Genomic DNA, 19,115 nt, shown 5'->3' with positions numbered 1-19,115 from the left:
AATGAAACGCCAATCCATGATCGACTACGGCAAGCCGCTGGAAGAGACCAGCGCAGCGATGCCGGAGCCGCAGGGCACGGAAGTCGTCGTTGCCGTGCGCCATTGCGGCGTCTGCCACTCCGACCTGCACCTGCACGAGGGCCATTTCGAGCTCGGCAACGGCCGCACGCTCGACGTCAAGGGAGGACGCGCCCTGCCCTTCACCCTCGGCCACGAGATCGAGGGATCGGTCGCGGCCATCGGCCCTGAGGTCGAGGGCGTTTCCATCGGCGACCATTACGTCATCTATCCCTTCATCGGCTGCAACGACTGCCCGGCCTGCCGCGCTGGCGAGGAGCACATCTGCGACCGCCCGCAGCAGATCGGCATCCAGGTCGACGGCGGCTATGCCACCCATGTGGTGGTGCCGCATCCGCGCTACCTGCTTGCGGCCGACGGCATCCCGCCGGAGATCGCCGGCACCTATATGTGCTCCGGCCTCACCGCGTTTTCCGCCATGGAGCGGCTCGGCCGCGAGGCCGCGCGGGGGCCCCTCCTCATCGTCGGCCTCGGCGGCGTCGGCATGATGGGCGTCTCCTTTGCCAGGGCGCTCTACGGCACGGCGCCCTATGTGGCCGACATCGATCCGGCCAAGCGCGAGGCGGCGATGGCGGCCGGCGCCGCGGCCGCCTTCGATCCGTCCGCGCCCGATTCCCGCAAGGCTTTTCTCAAGGCGACCGGCGGGATCTACGGATCGGTGGACTTTGCCGGCGCGGAAGGCTCGCTCAACTTCGCCCAGAGCGTCGTCCTCAAGGGCGGCACGGTGGTCGTCGCCGGCCTCATCGGCGGCTCGTTCTCGCTGCCGATCCCGATGTTCCCCTTGCGCGCCATCACCATCGCCGGCTCCTACGCCGGCACTCTCGACCAGGCGCGGCGCATGCTGGACCTCGTACGCGGCGGCCATGTCGAGGCGATCCCGGTGACGCTGCGCGCGCTGTCGGATGCCAATGCGTGCCTGGACGAGTTGCGGGCCGGCAAGGTGTCCGGGCGGCTTGTCTTGACGGTCGGGGAATAGAGGCCGGAGCGGGAAAGCGGGGCCGCGTAGGAACGTCCATCATCGCGAGGGTCCGAAGGACGGGGAGCGGCGCGTGACGCGAGCCTGGGTAGACGACGCGGCGATCCAGAGCGGCACTTGAGGCCTCACTCCGTTGCTCGCCACCCCCTCCGTCGTCATCCCGGGCGGAGCGAAGCGCAGACCCGGGACCCATTGCCCCTTTCCGCATGGTAGCCCGCATCGACCTGGGTGCGGCCCGTCCGCGGCTACTGCCCTTCCCCACCAATAACCGACATACCGTGCGGAAAGAGGCAATGGGTCCCGGCTCAAGGCCGGGATGACGACCGAGGGTGTAGCAGGGAGAGGAGCGTCAACCGTCGACTCCCGACATCATGCAAGCGCCGGATGCTGGATTGCTTCGCTGCGCTCGCAATGACGAAAAATGGACATGCCGTCAGAAATTTCCGCGTCATCGCGAGGAGCCGCAGGCGACGCGGCGATCCAGAGCCACTGGCCCGGAGCGTGCCGCTCTGGATTGCCACGCTCGCTTCGCTCGCTCGCAATGACGGCAACCCCACAACGCCACCGTGAGCGAGCAGAAACGCTACTCCACCAGCGTCTTTACAAAAGCCTCTAACCCGGGACGCCGCTCGCGCTTCAGCCTTCCCGCCGCGAGGATGGCGCGGACGTCGGCGAGCGCGCGGTCGAGGTCGTCGTTGACGATGACGTAGTCGTATTCCTGCCAGTGGGCGATCTCGGTGCGGGCATTGGCGAGGCGGCGTTCGATCACCTCCGGGCTGTCCTCGGCCCGCCGCTCCAGCCGCGACTTCAGCTCGGCCATGGAGGGCGGCAGGATGAAGATGCTGACGATGTCGTCGCGCGCCTTCTCGTAGAGCTGCAGGGTGCCCTGCCAGTCGATGTCGAAGAGGACGTCGCGGCCGGCGGCGAGCGCCTCCTCCACGGGCCCGCGCGGCGTGCCGTAGAAATTGCCGTGGACCTCTGCCCATTCCAGCAGTTCGTCACGATCGCGCATGACGGCAAAATCGCGTTTGGAGAGGAAATGGTAGTGGACGCCGTCGACCTCGCTGCCGCGGCGCGGGCGCGTGGTCACCGAGACGGAGAGCGTCACTTCAGGCCCTCCGGCGTCCTTGCCCGACGACAGCAGCGAGCGGGCGATTGACGACTTGCCGGCGCCGGACGGCGAGGAGAGCACAAGCATCACCCCGCGCCGTTCGATATTGGTCGTCGTCCCCATGACTCCCCCCGCCGCCTTGTCGCCTATTCGATGTTCTGGATCTGCTCGCGCAACTGGTCGACGACCGCCTTCAGGTCGAGGCCGATGGCGGTCAGCTCCACCGAGTTCGACTTGGAGCAGAGCGTGTTGACCTCGCGGTTGAATTCCTGGGCGAGGAAGTCGAGCTTGCGGCCGACCACCTTGCCGTCGGCAAGCAGGGAACGGGCGGCGGCCACATGGGCCGTCAGCCGGTCAAGCTCCTCGCGGATGTCGGCCTTGTTGGCGATGAACACCGCCTCCTGGTGCAGCCGCTGGGGATCGAGGTCTCCGGAGGCCTCGGTCAGCACGGCGATCTGTTCGGCGATGCGCTTGCGGATCGCCTCCACGCTACGCTCCGGGCAGGCCTCGGCCGCCGCCGTCAGCCGCTCGATCTCGTCGATCTGGCGCCCGGCGATCTCGGCAAGGGCCCGGCCCTCGTCGGCGCGGGCCGCGACCAGGTCGGTCAGCGCCCGTTCGAAGCCGGCGACGAGCGCGGCGTCGAACGCCGCCCGCTGCTCGTCCGTTTCCTCGTTTTCGGTGAATTCCAGCACGCCGCGAAGAGCCAGCAGACCGTCGACGCTCGGCGCCGTCGCGTCGATGCGTTCGGCGACCTTTGCCGCGATCGCCAGCACGTCGTCCAGCACCTCTTCATTGAGCTGGATGGTGGTGCGTGGCAGGTCGTGGGTGATGGAGAGGGTGGCGTTGAGGTTGCCGCGGGTCAGGTGCTCACGCGCCAGCGCCCGAACCACGGGATCGACGCTTTCCCGGCCGTGCGGAACGCGCAGGCGCACGTCGAGGCCCTTGCCGTTGACCGAGCGCAGCTCCCACGTCCAGCGGGCATCGGCATGGGTTCCGTCGACCCGGGAAAACCCGGTCATGCTGGCAAGCGCCATGGGGTGTTGCGGCCTTCGCCGCCCTCCTGTTGGGACGGTATCGGCGGCGCATCGCAAGGGCGCCGCGATGCGCGTCAGTTGGCGGCCGGTGCCTCACCGTTTCCGGTGCCGTCCGTTGCCTCGCCCGCCGCGTCTTCCGCCGCCTTTTCCGCGGCGGCCTTTTCGGCCTCCTCGCGGCGCTTCTTCTCAACCTCGCGCCAGCGCGCGACATTGCGGTTGTGCTGCTCAAGCGTCGAAGAGAACTGGTGGCCGCCGGTGCCGTCGGCAACGAAGAAGATCTCGTCGGTGCGCGAGGGATTGGCGACGGCCTCCATGGCGGCGCGGCCCGGATTGGCGATCGGACCCGGCGGCAGGCCGTTGATCTGGTAGGTGTTGTAGGCGTTCGGCTTGTTGAGTTCGCTGCGCAGGATGGTCCGCGATTCCTGCCAGGCCGAGCCGCCATGCAGGCCGTAGAGGATCGTCGGATCGGATTCCAGGCGCATGCCGCGCTTCAGCCGGTTGATGAAGACGCCGGCGACCCGGCTGCGCTCGTCGGCGCGGCCGGTCTCCTTTTCCACGATCGAGGCGAGGATGACGAGTTCCTCCGGCGTCTCGATCGGCAGGTCGTCCGCGCGCCGGTTCCAGATCTCGTCGAGCGCCCGATCATGTGCATTCTTCATGCGATCGAGGACCTGCTGGCGCGTCGTGCCGCGGTTGAACTTGTAGGTGTCCGGCAGGAGCGAGCCCTCCGGCGGGATCGCCGTCAGGTCGCCGATCAGGATGTCGTTGGCATTCAGCCGGGCGACGACCTGCTCGCTGGTGAAGCCTTCGGGAATGGTGACGCCGTGGAGGATGGCCTTGCCCTCCACCATGGTGTTCATCACGTCCTGCATGCTGGAGCGGGCCTTGAACAGATACTCGCCCGCCTTCAGCTTCGCCGCATTCTTGTAGATGCGCACGCCGGTGGAGAACACCCAGCCTTCGGAGATCACGCCCTGGCGCTCCAGCGACCCGGTGATGGAATCGAGCGTCGCGCCCTGGGGCACGATGATGGTCTTGTCCTGGGTGAGCGGTCCCGGCTCGTCGAACTGCAGCTTGCCCCAGTAGAGGAAGGCGCCGCCGATGACGATGCCGACGACGAGGATGGTCATCACCAGGTTGAGGAGCATGACCACCGGATTGCGGACGTGGCGGGAGCGGCCCGGCGGCGGCGGGGCCGGCTCGGGCTGGATCGCCTCGCGCGGGCTCCGCGGATTGAGGCGATGGCCGGTTTCCGGATTGTCAGACATGGCCTGCAGGATCCTCCTTGGCGCCGGCCTTGTCCGGCCGCGCGGCGTTCAGCCGGTCACGCGAAAAAGACTCCGGAACGAATATGGCAAAAGGGCGAATGCCGGGTCGCGCCGCCGCCCCTCACGCGACCTTCCTGAAGATCAGCGAGGCGTTGGTGCCGCCGAAACCGAAGGAATTTGACAGGGCGACGTCGACATTCATCGACTTCTTGACCTTGGGAACGAGATCGATCTTGGTCTCGACCGACGGGTTCTCCAGGTTGATGGTCGGCGGCACGACGCTGTCGCGCATGGCCAGCAGCGAGAAGATCGCCTCGACCGCGCCGGCGGCGCCGAGCAGGTGGCCGGTCGCCGACTTCGTCGACGTCATGGTGATGCCGTCCGCGGCGTCGCCGACCAGGCGGTGGATTGCGCCGAGCTCGATCTCGTCACCGAGCGGCGTGGAGGTGCCGTGGGCGTTGACGTAGTCGATGTCGTGCGGCGTCACGCCGGCGCGCTCGATCGCCGCCTTCATGCAGCGATAGGCGCCGTCGCCGTCCTCGGCCGGCGCCGTGATGTGGTAGGCGTCGCCCGACATGCCGTAGCCGATGATCTCGCCGTAGATCTTGGCGCCGCGTGCCTTGGCGTGCTCGTATTCCTCAAGCACGACGACGCCGGCGCCCTCGCCCATGACGAAACCGTCGCGGTCCCGGTCATAGGGCCGGGAGGCCTCCAGCGGCCGGTCGTTGAAGCCGGTGGTCAGCGCCCGGCAGGACGAAAAGCCCGCCATCGCAAGCCGGCAGACCGGGGATTCCGTGCCGCCCGCCACCATCACCTCGGCATCGCCGAGGCCGATCAGCCGGGACGCATCGCCGATGGCGTGCGCGCCCGTCGAGCAGGCCGTCACCACGGCGTGGTTCGGGCCCTTCAACTGATGGCGGATGGAGACGTAGCCCGAGGCTAGGTTGATCAGCCGGCCGGGAATGAAGAACGGCGACAGCCGACGCGGGCCGCGATCGCGAACCGTGAAGGCGCCGTCCTCGATGCCCTTGAGGCCGCCGATGCCGGAGCCGATCAGGACGCCGGTGCGGATCTGGTCCTCATAGGCCTTCGGCGACCAGCCGGAGTCCGCGATTGCCTGATCCGCCGCCGCCATCGCATAGACGATGAAATCATCGACCTTGCGCTGTTCCTTCGGCTCCATCCAGTCGTCCGGGTTGAACGTACCGTCGGATCCGTCGCCACGGGGCACGAGACAGGCCACCTGGCAAGGCAGATCCGACACCTCGAAATGCTCGACCCGCACGGCGCCGCTCTTGCCGGCCAAAATGCGGTCCCAGGTGACATCCACGCCACAGCCAAGCGGCGTGACCATTCCGATTCCGGTGACGACGACTCGCCTCATACGAACTACCGACAGCTTGTTTCAACAACCATTCCGAGAGAGAAAAACCGCGTATTTAGGCGGTGTTCTTCTCCAGGAAGCTGACGGCATCGCCGACGGTCAGGATGGTCTCGGCGGCATCGTCCGGAATTTCGACGCCGAATTCCTCTTCGAAGGCCATCACGAGCTCGACCGTATCCAGGCTGTCGGCCCCGAGATCGTCGATGAAGCTTGCATTCTCAGTGACCTTCTCGGCATCGACACCAAGGTGCTCGACGACAATCTTCTTCACCCGCTCAGCGATTTCGCTCATTTCAATAGTCCCTAGTCTCTTTCACGGTTCCTGGGTCGACGGGATAATCCCGTGCGCGCAATACGATCCTGGTTTCCCTGGAGGATCATCCGTTGATCGGAGCCGGAAGCTTTCGACCTTCAGATCGGCTGCTTTTCGGCGCTCACTGACCAAAACGCCGTCATTTGACGTGGCGGTTGGTAACACACTTTCCTATGCTTGACCAGACGCCGAAAGACCACCCGGAGCATTCCGGAAGTGGCTTTGCGTCGCAGGCGTTTTTCCTTTTAAATCATGGCCATACCGCCATTCACATGAAGTGTCTGGCCGGTCACGTAAGAGGCTTCGTCGCTGGCCAGATAGACCACCGCGGAGGCGATGTCGGCACCGCTGCCGAGACGGCCGGCGGGAACGCCTCCCAGAATCGCTTCGCGCTGCTTTTCATTCAGCGCATCGGTCATCGGCGTTTCGATGAAGCCAGGGGCGATCGTGTTGACGGTAATGCCGCGGCTGGCGACCTCCTGGGCGAGCGATTTCGACATGCCGATGAGGCCCGCCTTGGTCGCGGCGTAGTTGCCCTGGCCGGCATTGCCGGTGACGCCGACGACGGAGGTGATGCCGACGATGCGGCCGTAGCGGCGCTTCATCATACCCTTGATGGCGGCCCGGGTGAGCCGGAAGCTGGCGGTCAGGTTGACCTCCAGAACCTGGTCCCACTCGTCGTCCTTCATCCGCATGAAAAGGTTGTCGCGGGTGATGCCGGCATTGTTGACGAGGATGTCGAGCCGGCCCATCAGGTCCTCGGCCTTGGGAACGAGGGCATCGACCGCGGCGCGGTCGGAAAGGTCGCAGGCGACCACATGCACCCGCTCGCCGAGCTCGTGGGCGAGCCCCTCGAGCCGCTCGGCGCGGGTGCCGGAGATCGCCACGGTCGCGCCCTGGGCATGGAGGGCGCGCGCGGTGGCGCCGCCGATGCCACCGGTGGCGCCGGTGACCAATGCATATTTGCCCGTCAGATCGAACATCGGATCGTCCTCTTTATAGTATAGTTGCGTCAGGCCAGCTTTTCGGCGAGCGCTTCCAGGTCTTCCGGCGTGTTGACGGCGATCGCCTCGACGCCCTTGGCGATGCGCTTGGCAAGGCCGGTCAGGACCTTGCCGGAGCCGATCTCGACCAGGGTGGTGACGCTGTTGTCGGCGAGCCAGCCGATCGACTCGCGCCAGCGCACCGAGCCGGTGACCTGGTCGACGAGCCGGGTGCGGATCTCCGCCGGGTCGCTGATCGGACCGGCAACGACATTGGCGACGAGCGGCACGGCAGGCGCGGCGATCTCCACGCCGGCGAGCGCCTCGGCCATCACGTCGGCGGCCGGGGCCATCAGCGGGCAATGGAACGGCGCGCTCACCGGCAGCAGCATGGCGCGCTTGGCGCCCTTGCCCTTGGCGATGTCGGCGGCCCGCTCCACCGCGGCCTTGCGGCCCGAGATAACCACCTGGCCCGGCGCATTGTCGTTGGCGACGGAACAGACCTCGCCCTGGCAGGCCTGCTCGGCGACCTCTTTCAGAACCTCAAGGTCGAGGCCGAGGACGGCCGCCATGGCGCCCTCGCCGACCGGCACCGCGTCCTGCATGGCCCGGCCGCGGATACGCAGCAGGCGGGCGGTGTCGGCGATGCCGAGGCTGCCGGCGGCGGCGAGCGCGGAATATTCGCCGAGCGAATGGCCGGCAACATAAGACGCGTTGCCGGCGACGGTGACGCCGCGGGCTTCGAGCGCGCGCATCGCGGCGAGGCTGACGGCCATCAGCGCCGGCTGGGCGTTCGCCGTCAGGGTCAGCCGGTCGTCCGGACCGTTCCACATGATGTCGGTGAGGTTTTCGCCGAGCGCCTCGTCGATTTCCTCAAAGACCGCGCGTGCTTCGGGAAAGGCCTCGGCCAGCGCCTTGCCCATGCCGACGGCCTGGCTGCCCTGGCCGGGAAATGTGAATGCAACTGCCATGGGGTTCCTGAGACTGCCCGTTTATCGGTGTCGTTGTTTGTCGTTAATTCTGGCAGGTCAAGTGACGGCCCAATCCGGCGCTGTCAAGGCCGGCGGCGGCGAAAACGACGATCCGCGACAGTTTCGCCTTGCTTTTCCTCAACATTGGGGTATATCGCTCACGCTTCAAACAGCCGCTCGGCCGGGGGCTGAACGGAAGGTCCGGTGTCATGCCGGCAGGATCGATCAAGCGATCCGGCTTCCCGTGTTCCCGCTCTCGAAGGTGACCATCGAGCCTTTCCTGGAGGCTTCGAAGGGGCTTGGCGCCGGGCTGCGCAGCAAAGGAAAGGCGGCTTCATGCCACTTTACGAACATGTGTTCCTCGCCCGGCAGGACATCTCCGGGCAGCAGGCCGAACAGCTCGTCGACCAGTACAAGACGCTGATCGAGGAGAATGGCGGCAGCATCAAGAAGGTCGAGAACTGGGGCATCCGCAATCTCGCCTACCGCATCAACAAGAACCGCAAGGCGCACTACGCGATGATGAACATCGAGGCGCCGCACGCTGCCATCGCCGAGATGGAGCGCCAGATGCGCCTCAACGAGGACGTCCTGCGCTATCTCACCGTGCGCGTTGAAGAGTTCGAGGAAGGCCCCTCGGCGATGATGCAGAAGCGTGACCGCGACGACCGCCGGCGCCGGGACCGTCCCGAGCGCGGCGACCGTCCGGACCGAGGCGATCGTGGCGACCGGCCGCGCCGCGACGACGATCGCGGACCGCGCCGTGACGATGATCGCGGCCCGCGCGGCGGCGAGCAGTAAGGAGAACAGACCATGGTTGACATCGCACAACTTCCGACCCGGCGTCCGTTCTTCCGTCGCCGCAAGACCTGCCCGTTCTCCGGCGCCAATGCGCCGAAGATCGACTACAAGGACATCAAGCTCCTGCAGCGCTACGTCTCTGAGCGCGGCAAGATCGTGCCGAGCCGCATCACCGCGGTCTCCGCGCGCAAGCAGCGCGAGCTGTCCAAGGCGATCAAGCGGGCCCGCTTCCTCGGGCTTCTGCCCTACGTGATCAAGTAAAGAGGACGGACGGTCATCGTCCGACCTCCCTTTGGGGCGGCGCGCCCGGTGGCGCCCGCCTCTAACCGCGACGGGAAACGGTTTCCCGCGCGGGACAGATGGCAAGGAGAAACCCAATGCAAGTCATCCTGTTGGAACGCATCGCCAAGCTCGGCCAGATGGGCGACACGGTGAAGGTCCGCCCGGGCTATGCCCGCAATTTCCTGCTGCCCCAGGGCAAGGCCCTGCGCGCCACCGAGGCGAACCAGAAGCGCTTCGAGGCGCAGCGCGCCCAGCTTGAGGCGCGCAACCTTGAGCGCAAGCAGGAAGCCGAGGCGGTCGCTGCAAAGCTCAACGGCCTCACCTTCGTCGCCATTCGCCAGGCCGGCGAGACCGGCCAGCTCTACGGCTCGGTGTCGACCCGCGACGTCGCCGAAGTGCTCGATGCCGGCGGCTTTACGATCGGGCGCAGCCAGGTCGACCTCAACCAGCCGATCAAGACCATCGGCATGCATGAAGTGGTTGTCGCGCTGCACCCGGAAGTCGAGGTCACGGTGACCATGAACGTCGCCCGCTCCACCGACGAGGCCGAACGCCAGGCCCGCGGCGAGGACCTGACCCAGCGCGACGAGGGCTTCGTGCTCGACGTCGAGGATGAGGACGAGGACGAGGAAGGCGCCGACGAGGCTGCCGAGGCCGAAGAGCCGGCAGCTTCGGACGAGGAAGAGGCCCGCGAGGACTAAGCCTTTCTTCCCTTTCCGTTCCGGAATCGAACGCCGCGCCGGCCCTCCGGCGCGGCGTTTTTCATTGCCGGCGCCGAGGTCGTGCACCGTCCGCGAAAACCGCCTTTTCCCGACCCGATAGCGTCGCATCCGCTGCCCGGCGACATCGCCTCGACGTCGCCTCGGGGCCGCCTTTCGTCGGAAGCCGGCTTGCCGCTGTATACAGGTTTGCCCTATATTTTTGCCAGGTGACACGTTCTAGAACGACTACAGTGGACCCGGCGACGCTTGCGGGAGCGGCGACGGGGTGTGTGATGTCGGGGATTCAAAGATGATGCGTTGGATACCGGAGGGGCCCATGTTCCGGTTGGTGAAGGCTGCCTTGGACTACGTCGTCCGGTTCGGGCGACTGGAAGTGATCGACGCGGCGGGCGCCCTCCACCGCTTCGGGGACAACACCGGCGAGCTTGTCCGCATCCGCCTCACCCACCCTTCGGCCTACAAGGCCTTCGTCTTCAATCCGGAACTGCGCATCGGCGAGGCCTATATGGACGGCACGCTGGTGATGGAAGTCGGCTCCCTCTACGACTTCCTCGCCCTCGTCATGTCGAACATGCAACAGGCCGGGCCGACGACGCTCGCCCGCCTGCAGGGCGCTCTGGAATACGCCACGCGGCGGCTGCGCCAGATGAACACCTTCACCAAGGCGCGCGAGAACGTCGCCCACCACTATGACCTCGACGGCAGGCTCTATGAGCTCTTCCTCGACGAGGACTGGCAGTATTCCTGTGCCTATTTTTCCTCTCCCGAGACCAGCCTGGAAGAGGCCCAGCTCGACAAGAAGCGGCGGCTGGCGGCCAAGCTCGCCCTCGATCACGGCAACAGCGTGCTCGACATCGGCTCCGGCTGGGGCGGCCTCGGGCTCTATCTCGCCGAGATCGCCCAGGGAGAGGTCACCGGCGTCACCCTGTCGGAGGAGCAGCACCGGGTCTCGCGCCGGCGCGCCGAGGAGCACGGCGCCGCCGACCATGTCGACTTCCGCCTGCAGGACTACCGCAAGCTGACGGAAACGTTCGACCGCATCGTCTCGGTCGGCATGTTCGAACATGTGGGCACCAACCACTACCGGGAATATTTCGCCAAGTGCTTCGATCTCCTCGCCGATGACGGCGTCTTCGTGCTCCATTCCATCGGCCGCTTCGACGGGCCGTCCTACACCAATGCCTGGATCCGCAAATATATCTTCCCGGGCGGCTACATCCCGGCGCTGTCGGAGGTCATTCCGGTGATCGAGCGCTCCGGCTTCAAGGTCAGCGACGTGGAGATCCTGCGCCTGCACTACGCCGAGACCCTGAAGGAATGGCGCCGGCGCTTCATGCAGCAATGGGACAAGGCCGCCAAGATCTACGACGAGCGGTTTTGCCGGATGTGGGAATTCTACCTCGCCGGCTCCGAATGCGCGTTCCGCTACCAGGACCTGATGGTGTTCCAGATCCAATTGGTGAAGGACCAGACGGTGCTGCCGCTGACCCGGCGCTATATGGAGCAGCGGGTCGACGAGCTGAGGGCCCGCGAGAACCAGCGCCTGCCGGTCAACCTTGCCGGTGAATAGGCCGCTGCCGGCCACCCCGACGGCGACATAATCTCACCGCGAATCGGATAGACTCTGCGGCCTGTCACCGACAATCCCGAGTCAAGGATCGGGCCCGCCCGGATGCGGATTCGCGCTGCGATTCTTTGGCGTCTGTGGATACCGGCGATAACCCTGTCTGGCGCATGCGCACGAGTCCTTTCCGGGGCCAATTCGCGCTATCGAACGGAGGTGTGAAGGAAGGACATCCATGGCCTCGACCGCCCGTTCGATCGACAATCTGCCGACCCAGCGCGTCGCCCCGCACAATGTGGAGGCGGAACGCCAGTTGCTGGGTGCGATCCTCGTCAACAACGAGACGTTCGACCGCATCTCCAGCTTCCTGGAGGTGCGCCATTTCTTCCTGGAGCCGCACCGGGAAATCTACACCCGCGTCGCCGAACTGATCCGCGCCGGCAAGGTCGCCTCGCCGATCACCGTCAAGACCTTCTTTCCGGCCGATCACCGGATCGGTGAGCTGCCGGTCACCCAGTATCTCCTGCGCCTCGTTGCCGACGCCACCACCGTCATCAACGCCGTCGACTACGCCCGCTCCATCGCCGACCTCGCCACAAGGCGCAACCTCATCCGCATCGGCGAGGAGATGGTCAACACGGCGTTCGATGCGCCGGTCGACATGCCGCCGAATGCCCAGATCGAGGAGGCCGAACGGCGGCTCTTCGAGCTCGCCGAGACCGGCAAGTTCGACGGCGGCTTCAGCACCTTCACCGATGCGCTTGCGGCCGCCATCGACATGGCCGCCGCCGCCTATCAGCGCGACGGGCACCTGTCCGGCCTTGCCACCGGCCTCGACGACCTCGACCGGCTGATCGGCGGCCTGCAGTCCTCGGACCTCATCATCCTTGCCGGCCGCCCGGCCATGGGCAAGACCTCGCTCGCCACCAACATCGCCTACAATGTCGCCAGAGCCTATCGCGGCGAGGAGCAGGCGGACGGCACCTACACGACCGTCGACGGCGGCGTCGTCGGCTTCTTCTCGCTGGAAATGTCGTCGGAACAGCTCGCCACCCGTATTCTGGCGGAACAGGCTGGCATCCCCTCCTCCCAGATCCGCCGCGGCGCGATCGACGAGGACCAGTTCGCCCAGCTCGCCGCCGTCAGCCGCGAGATTCAGTCGGTGCCGCTGCATATCGACCAGACCGGCGGCCTCAACGTTGCCCAGCTCGCCGCCCGGGCGCGCCGACTGAAGCGCCAGCGCGGCCTCGACTTCATCATCATCGACTACCTGCAGCTCCTCCAGGGCTCCAGCCGCCGCGCCTCGGAAAACCGGGTGCAGGAGATCACCGAAATCACCACCAATCTGAAGGCGCTCGCCAAGGAGCTGAACGTGCCGATCCTGGCGCTTTCCCAGCTCTCGCGCCAGGTCGAGGCGCGCGACGACAAGCGCCCGCAGCTCGCCGACCTTCGCGAATCGGGCTCGATCGAGCAGGACGCCGACGTGGTCATGTTCGTCTTTCGCGAGGAGTACTATCTGAAGAACAAGATGCCTAAGGAAGGCACCGAGGAGTTCTTCAAGTGGCAGGCTGAAATGGAGGAAGTCGCAGGCACCGCCGAACTGATCATCGGCAAGCAGCGCCACGGCCCCACCGGTACCATCAAGCTGCAGTTCGACGCCGACGTCACCCGCTTCTCCAACCTCATGGTCGACGACCACCTGCCGGCCCGCATGGACTAGTCCCTTGAATTACGCCGAAACGACAAACGACCTTGCCGGCGGCCGGCTGACCATCGACCTCGACGCCCTCGCCGCCAACTGGCGGCTGCTGGCCGCAAAAGCCCCCGGAGCGGAATGCGCCGGCGTCGTCAAGGGTGACGGCTACGGCATCGGCCTTGAGCGCGCGGTGGAAACGCTCGGAGCCGCCGGCGCCAAGACCTTCTTCGTCGCCCTGCCTGACGAGGGCCTTCGCGCCCGCGCGGTCGCGCCGGAGGCGGCCATCTATCTCCTCGGCGGGCTTTTCGAGAAGAACGGCCCGGCCCTTGCGGCGGCCGGCATTCGGCCCGTCCTCGGCAGCATGGAGGAGATCGGCGAATGGGAAGCCTTCTGCCGCGCCTCCGGCAGCCCCGTTCCCTGCGGCATACATGTGGACACCGGCATGAACCGGCTCGGCCTGACGCTTGACGAGGCGCGGGCGCTTGCCGGCGATCCGGCGCGCGTGGAGGCAATGGGCGCGAAGATCGTCATCAGCCACCTCGCCTGTGCCGATGCGCCGGGCCATGAGCTGACGGCGTTGCAGATCACGCGCTTTTCGGAGATCCGGTCGCTGTTTCCGGGCCTCAAGGCCTCGCTCGCCAACTCCGCCGGCGTCCTTGGGCAACCGGGCGCCCATTTCGACCTGCTGCGCCCCGGCATCGCGCTCTATGGCGGCCAGGCGATTGCCGGCATCGACAACCCGATGCGCCCAGTGGTGACGCTGGAAGCGCGCATCATCCAGATCCGCAACGGCAATGCCGGCGAGACGGTCGGCTACGGCGCCATGGAGACGCTGAAGCGCCCGTCGCGCATCGCCGTCGTCGCGGTCGGCTATGCCGACGGCTACCACCGCCGCGCCGGCTCCACCGACGCCGCCCCTGGCGCCCGCGTCCACCTTTCCGGCTTCGATGCGCCGCTCATCGGCCGGGTCTCCATGGACCTCATCGCCGTCGACGTCACCGGCATTCCGGAGAGCATCGCCCGTCGCGGCGCCTGGATAGAAATGTTCGGACCGAACGTTCCCGTCGACGAGGTCGCGGAGCGGGCCGAGACCATCGGCTACGAGCTTCTCACCGGGCTCGGCCGGCGCTACCGCCGCTCCTATCTCGGCGGCAAGGGCTAGGCGCGTTGGCCCGTCGCTCCCTCAGCTATGTCTGCCAGAACTGCGGCAACGTCACCGCGCGCTGGGCCGGGCGCTGCGAGGCCTGCGGCGAGTGGAACACGATCGTCGAGGAATCGGAGAGCGGCGGCATCGGCGCCGGGCCGAAGAAGGGCGCCTCCGGCCGCGGGCGGGTCGTCCCGCTGGTCCCGCTTGCCGGAACCGAGGCCGAGGCGCCGCGGATTACCGCCGGGATCGCCGAACTCGACCGGGTCACCGGCGGCGGGTTCGTGCGCGGCTCTGCCCTCCTCATCGGCGGCGATCCGGGCATCGGCAAGTCGACGCTGTTGCTCCAGGCCTGCGCCGCCCTCGCCTCGGCCGGCTCCCCCGTCATCTACATCTCCGGCGAGGAGGCGATCGCCCAGGTGCGGCTGCGGGCCGAGCGGCTCGGCCTTGCCGGCGCGCCGGTGCAGCTTGCTGCGGAAACCAATATCGAGGACATCCTGGCCACCCTGAAGGATGCGCCGACGCCGGCCCTCGTCATCGTCGATTCGATCCAGACGCTGTGGACCGACACGGTGGAATCGGCGCCGGGTACGGTCACCCAGGTGCGCGCCTCGGCCCAGGCGCTGGTGCGCTACGCCAAGAACTCGGGCGCTGCCGTCGTCCTCGTCGGCCACGTCACCAAGGACGGCCAGATCGCCGGCCCGCGCGTCGTCGAGCACCTCGTCGACGCCGTCCTTTATTTCGAGGGCGACGGGGCCCACCAGTTCCGGATCCTCCGCTCCGTCAAGAACCGGTTCGGGCCGACCGACGAGATCGGCGTCTTCGAGATGACCAGTTCCGGCCTCAACGAGGTGCCGAATCCCTCCGAACTCTTCCTCGGCGACCGGCATGGCGAGACGCCGGGCGCCGCCGTCTTTGCCGGCATGGAGGGCACGCGGCCGCTCCTCGTTGAGATCCAGGCGCTCGTTGCCCCCTCGCCCCTCGGCAATCCGCGGCGCACGGTCGTCGGCTGGGATTCCGGCCGGCTTTCCATGATCCTTGCCGTCCTGGAGGCGCGCTGCGGGCTCCGGATCGGCACCCACGACGTCTATCTGGCAGTTGCCGGCGGCCTCAGGATCAACGAACCGGCGGCCGACCTTGCCGTTGCCGCGGCGCTGATCTCCTCGGCAAGCGGGGTTGCTCTTGCCTCCGAGACCGTCTATTTCGGCGAAGTCGCATTGTCCGGCGCCGTCCGGCCGGTTGCGCATGCCACCGCCCGCCTGAAGGAAGCGCGCAAGCTCGGCTTTGCCCGCGCCGTGGCGGCGGCGGCAACGAAACCGGATGCCGACACTGCCAGCGGTGCCGCCCTGACCGGGGTCGACGATCTCGCCGACCTGGTCGCACGGGTGGTCACGGCAGGCGACAGGGCTGACGGTCCACCCGTCCGCGACGGCGCGAGGAACGCGCTTCCGGCCGGCCAGGATCTGGATGATTGAACGGGCGCCCGTCCCGCCTTCTGGGACCCGCGCATCGGAGACCGACGAACGATGCCGATCACCATTTTCGACGGACTGCTTATCTTTGTGATGCTGATCTCGGCGCTGCTGGCGATGATCCGCGGCTTCGTGCGCGAGGTACTGTCGATCGCGTCCTGGGCGATCGCCTTCGTCGTCGCGATCCTGTTCTATAAACAGCTCGTGCCCTTCGCCAAGCAGTATATCAACCACGACATGGTCGCCCAGGTCGCCGCCGGCGCGGCGATCTTCCTGGTCACGCTGATCGTCGTGTCCTATATCACCATGCGTGTCTCCGACTACGTCCTCGACAGCCGCATCGGAGCGCTCGACCGCACCCTCGGTTTCGTCTTCGGCGCGGTGCGCGGCCTCCTCCTGGTCGTCGTCGCCATGCTGTTCTTCAACTGGGCGGTGCCGCCGGAGACCCAGCCGCGCTGGGTGGCGAGCGCCAAGTCAATGCCGCTGCTGAACTCGATCGGCCAGAAGCTGATCGCGGCGCTGCCGGAAGACCCGGAGCGCAAGCTGCTCGACCGCCTGCGCAACCGCGGACGCACTACCAGCACGACCCCGGCCGCCGAAGGCGCCGAGGCGGACCAGGACGCGAACTATCGCAATAACGAGCGCCAGGGCCTCGACCAACTGATCCAGTCGACCGACGGCACCGCGCAGTAACACAGCATCGCAAAAGACGCCGGCCGCTCCGCCGGCGTCGGGCTTTTTGGAGACGCCATGAGCGGTCCAGATCCTATGGAACTGTCCACCAATCCCTTCGACGACGACAAGCTGCACGAGGAGTGCGGCGTCTTCGGCGTTTTCGGCAACCCGGACGCCACCGCCCTCACCGCACTCGGCCTGCACGCCCTGCAGCACCGCGGCCAGGAGGCCGCCGGCGTCGTCTCCTTCGACGGCCAGCAGTTCCACACCGAGCGCCATATCGGCCTCGTCGGCGACCATTTCACCAAGGCCTCGGTGATCGAGCGGCTGCCCGGCGATAAGGCGATCGGCCATACCCGCTATTCCACCACCGGCGCGCCGGTGCTGCGCAACGTCCAGCCGCTGTTCGCCGAATTCGCCGCCGGCGGCTTTGCGGTTGCCCATAACGGCAACATCACCAATGCGCTGACCCTGCAACGCATGCTGCAGAAGCGCGGCTCGATCTTCCAGTCCACCTCCGACACAGAGACGCTGATCCACCTCACCGCCACCAGCGACAAGGGCCATCTGGTCGAGCGCTTCGTCGATGCGCTGCGCCAGCTCGAGGGCGCCTATGCCATCGTCGCGCTGTCGGAAAAGAAGATGATCGGCTGCCGCGACCCGCTCGGCGTGCGCCCGCTGGTCCTCGGCGACCTCGACGGCGCCTATGTCCTGTCCTCGGAAACCTGCGCGCTCGACATCATCGGCGCCCGCTTCGTGCGCGACATCGAGCCTGGCGAGATGGTCATCATCACCGAGGAAGGCGGGCTGGAGAGCATCCGGCCGTTCATCGAGCAGAAGCCGCGCTTCTGCATCTTCGAGTATGTCTATTTCTCCCGGCCCGATTCCATCGTCGAAGGCACCAACGTCTATTCGGTCCGAAAGAGCATCGGCGCCGAACTTGCCCGCGAATCCGGCATGCCCGCCGACCTCGTCATCCCGGTGCCGGATTCCGGGACGCCGGCCGCTATCGGCTACGCCCAGGAGGCCGGCATTCCCTTCGAGCTCGGCATCATCCGCAATCACTATGTGGGCCGCACCTTCATCGAGCCGTCGGACCACATCCGTCACCTCGGCGTAAAGCTGAAGCACAACGCCAACCGCAAGATGCTCGAAGGCAAGCGCGTCGTCCTCGTCGACGATTCCATCGTCCGCGGCACCACGTCGCTGAAGATCGTGCAGATGGTGCGCGAGGCCGGCGCCGGCGAGGTGCATATGCGGATCGCCAGCCCGCCGACCATGAATTCCTGCTTCTACGGCGTCGACACGCCGGAAAAGAGCAAGCTGCTCGCCTCGCGCATGTCGATCGAGGAGATGGCCGACTACATCAAGGTCGACAGCCTGGCGTTCCTGACCATCGACGGGCTCTATCGCGCCGTCGGCGAGACAAAACGCAATGCGGAGCAGCCGCAATTCTGCGATGCCTGCTTCACGGGCGACTATCCGACCCGGCTCACGGATCGTTCCAACAACACCACGGTCCGCCAGCTTTCGCTTCTCGCCGAAGCCGGCTGACCGGACCACAAGATTTTCGGACCCTTCAGAATATGACCAAGCCTTTTGCCGACAAGATCGCGGTCGTTACCGGCGCCTCGCGCGGTATCGGCTATTTCACCGCCAGGGCGCTGGCCGAGGCCGGCGCCCACGTCATTGCCGTTGCCCGCACCGAGGGCGGCCTCACCGATCTCGACGACGAGATCCGGGCCGCCGGCAATTCCGCGACGCTGGTGCCCCTCGACCTCACCGACTATGACGCCCTCGACCGGCTCGGCGCCACCATCTACGAGCGCTGGGGCAAGCTCGACATCCTCGTCGGCAATGCCGGGCTCCTCGGCGAACTCGCCCCGCTCGGCCATATCGAGATCAAGGCCTGGGAGCAGACGTTCAACGTCAACGTCACCGCCAACTGGCGGCTGATCCGCTCGTTCGATCCGCTGTTCAAGCGGTCCGAGGCCGCGCGGCTCGCCTTCCTGACGTCGGGCGCCGCCCACAAGTGCCGGGCGTTCTGGGGCGTCTATTCGGCCTCCAAGGCGGCGCTGGAAGCGCTCGCGCGCACCTATGCGGAAGAGACCCGCAACTCGCCGACCCGCGTCAACCTCTTCAATCCCGGCCCGGTCCGGACCGGCATGCGCGCCCGCGCCATGCCCGGCGAGGACCCCGAGACCCTGCCGCATCCGAGCGAGCTGGCCCCGGCGATCCTCAACCTCGTCTCGCCGTCGATCGACGTCACCGGCAAGATCTACGACTACCCGACCAGCACCTTCCTGACGCCGGGCATGCCGACGCCGGACGACGCGGCACCTGTGATCGGATTTTGAACCGGGCGAGTCACCGCTTCTGCCTATGATTGAGAATAAGTGACGGCACTCAGCCGTCATCGCGAGCGCAGCGAAGCGATCCAGAACGGCGTTTGGGAACTGGCTCCGCGGACCGCCACGCTCTCCGTCGTCATCCCGGCCGGAGCGAAGCGGAGAGCCGGGACCCATTGCCCCTGTCAACGCAGGAGCCCGCATCGGGCCTTGGCTCGGCCGACGTCTGGTCACATGCCGTTTTCCGTCAACCGACGGCATACCGCATGGAGATGGGCAATAGGCCCCGGCTC

18 protein-coding genes are annotated in these 19,115 nt (G+C 66.8%); 11 read left to right on the top strand and 7 right to left on the bottom strand.

Annotated features, from left to right (window positions below; all coding sequences use genetic code 11):
• The first annotated feature begins 1 nt into the window (after position 1).
• On the top strand, positions 2 to 1,054 hold the full coding sequence (locus M2319_RS17485) for an alcohol dehydrogenase (protein ID WP_264602754.1): 1,053 nt from the start codon (positions 2 to 4) through the stop codon (positions 1,052 to 1,054).
• A gap of 583 nt (positions 1,055 to 1,637) precedes the next feature.
• On the opposite strand, the gene gmk is transcribed toward M2319_RS17485, so the two are convergent.
• From gmk to fabD, 7 genes are all read right to left on the bottom strand, one after another.
• The gene (gene gmk, locus M2319_RS17480; RefSeq protein ID WP_264602753.1) at positions 1,638 to 2,288 is read right to left on the bottom strand and encodes a guanylate kinase; all 651 of its coding nucleotides are present in this window, start codon (positions 2,286 to 2,288) and stop codon (positions 1,638 to 1,640) included.
• A gap of 23 nt (positions 2,289 to 2,311) precedes the next feature.
• The gene (locus M2319_RS17475) at positions 2,312 to 3,199 is read right to left on the bottom strand and encodes a YicC/YloC family endoribonuclease (protein WP_264602752.1); all 888 of its coding nucleotides are present in this window, start codon (positions 3,197 to 3,199) and stop codon (positions 2,312 to 2,314) included.
• A 74-nt stretch (positions 3,200 to 3,273) separates the two neighbouring features.
• Positions 3,274 to 4,467 (bottom strand): endolytic transglycosylase MltG, encoded by a 1,194-nt coding sequence (gene mltG / locus M2319_RS17470; RefSeq protein ID WP_264602751.1) that lies wholly within the window; start codon positions 4,465 to 4,467, stop codon positions 3,274 to 3,276.
• Between the two features lie 121 nt (positions 4,468 to 4,588).
• Positions 4,589 to 5,851 carry a beta-ketoacyl-ACP synthase II gene (fabF, locus tag M2319_RS17465; RefSeq protein ID WP_264602750.1) on the bottom strand — a complete coding sequence of 421 codons (1,263 nt, stop codon included), beginning with the start codon at positions 5,849 to 5,851 and terminating at the stop codon, positions 4,589 to 4,591.
• Between the two features lie 55 nt (positions 5,852 to 5,906).
• A complete protein-coding gene (locus tag M2319_RS17460; RefSeq protein ID WP_264602749.1) occupies positions 5,907 to 6,143 on the bottom strand; it encodes an acyl carrier protein in 237 nt (78 codons plus the stop codon).
• 266 nt (positions 6,144 to 6,409) lie between these two features.
• Positions 6,410 to 7,147 carry a 3-oxoacyl-[acyl-carrier-protein] reductase gene (gene fabG / locus M2319_RS17455; protein WP_264602748.1) on the bottom strand — a complete coding sequence of 246 codons (738 nt, stop codon included), beginning with the start codon at positions 7,145 to 7,147 and terminating at the stop codon, positions 6,410 to 6,412.
• A 29-nt stretch (positions 7,148 to 7,176) separates the two neighbouring features.
• Complete coding sequence (gene fabD / locus M2319_RS17450; protein WP_264602747.1) at positions 7,177 to 8,118, bottom strand: ACP S-malonyltransferase; 942 nt, start codon at positions 8,116 to 8,118, stop codon at positions 7,177 to 7,179.
• Positions 8,119 to 8,454: 336 nt separating this feature from the next.
• On the opposite strand from fabD, the gene rpsF reads away from it, so the two are divergent.
• The 10 genes from rpsF (at position 8,455) to M2319_RS17400 (ending at position 18,831) form a co-directional block, all read left to right on the top strand.
• A complete protein-coding gene (gene rpsF, locus M2319_RS17445) occupies positions 8,455 to 8,919 on the top strand; it encodes a 30S ribosomal protein S6 (protein ID WP_264602746.1) in 465 nt (154 codons plus the stop codon).
• A gap of 12 nt (positions 8,920 to 8,931) precedes the next feature.
• On the top strand, positions 8,932 to 9,180 hold the full coding sequence (rpsR, locus tag M2319_RS17440; protein ID WP_111433072.1) for a 30S ribosomal protein S18: 249 nt from the start codon (positions 8,932 to 8,934) through the stop codon (positions 9,178 to 9,180).
• A 116-nt stretch (positions 9,181 to 9,296) separates the two neighbouring features.
• On the top strand, positions 9,297 to 9,902 hold the full coding sequence (gene rplI / locus M2319_RS17435) for a 50S ribosomal protein L9 (protein ID WP_264602745.1): 606 nt from the start codon (positions 9,297 to 9,299) through the stop codon (positions 9,900 to 9,902).
• Positions 9,903 to 10,239: 337 nt separating this feature from the next.
• On the top strand, positions 10,240 to 11,493 hold the full coding sequence (locus M2319_RS17430; RefSeq protein WP_264602744.1) for an SAM-dependent methyltransferase: 1,254 nt from the start codon (positions 10,240 to 10,242) through the stop codon (positions 11,491 to 11,493).
• Between the two features lie 229 nt (positions 11,494 to 11,722).
• Complete coding sequence (locus tag M2319_RS17425; protein ID WP_264602743.1) at positions 11,723 to 13,207, top strand: replicative DNA helicase; 1,485 nt, start codon at positions 11,723 to 11,725, stop codon at positions 13,205 to 13,207.
• A gap of 4 nt (positions 13,208 to 13,211) precedes the next feature.
• On the top strand, positions 13,212 to 14,345 hold the full coding sequence (alr, locus tag M2319_RS17420) for an alanine racemase (RefSeq protein WP_264602742.1): 1,134 nt from the start codon (positions 13,212 to 13,214) through the stop codon (positions 14,343 to 14,345).
• A gap of 5 nt (positions 14,346 to 14,350) precedes the next feature.
• A complete protein-coding gene (radA, locus tag M2319_RS17415; RefSeq protein ID WP_264602741.1) occupies positions 14,351 to 15,802 on the top strand; it encodes a DNA repair protein RadA in 1,452 nt (483 codons plus the stop codon).
• A 51-nt stretch (positions 15,803 to 15,853) separates the two neighbouring features.
• Positions 15,854 to 16,492, top strand: a complete 639-nt coding sequence (locus M2319_RS17410) for a CvpA family protein (RefSeq protein ID WP_264602740.1) — start codon at positions 15,854 to 15,856, stop codon at positions 16,490 to 16,492.
• A 57-nt stretch (positions 16,493 to 16,549) separates the two neighbouring features.
• Complete coding sequence (gene purF, locus M2319_RS17405; RefSeq protein WP_264602739.1) at positions 16,550 to 18,028, top strand: amidophosphoribosyltransferase; 1,479 nt, start codon at positions 16,550 to 16,552, stop codon at positions 18,026 to 18,028.
• Positions 18,029 to 18,060: 32 nt separating this feature from the next.
• Positions 18,061 to 18,831: an SDR family NAD(P)-dependent oxidoreductase gene (locus M2319_RS17400; RefSeq protein WP_264602738.1), complete on the top strand. Its 771-nt coding sequence runs from the start codon at positions 18,061 to 18,063 to the stop codon at positions 18,829 to 18,831.
• Positions 18,832 to 19,115 lie beyond the last annotated feature (284 nt).

Source organism: Rhodobium gokarnense, assembly GCF_025961475.1.
Classification (GTDB): Bacteria; Pseudomonadota; Alphaproteobacteria; order Rhizobiales; family Rhodobiaceae; genus Rhodobium; species Rhodobium gokarnense.
Note: the sequence above shows the minus strand (reverse complement) of the source record. Positions and strands in the feature narration are given on the sequence as shown.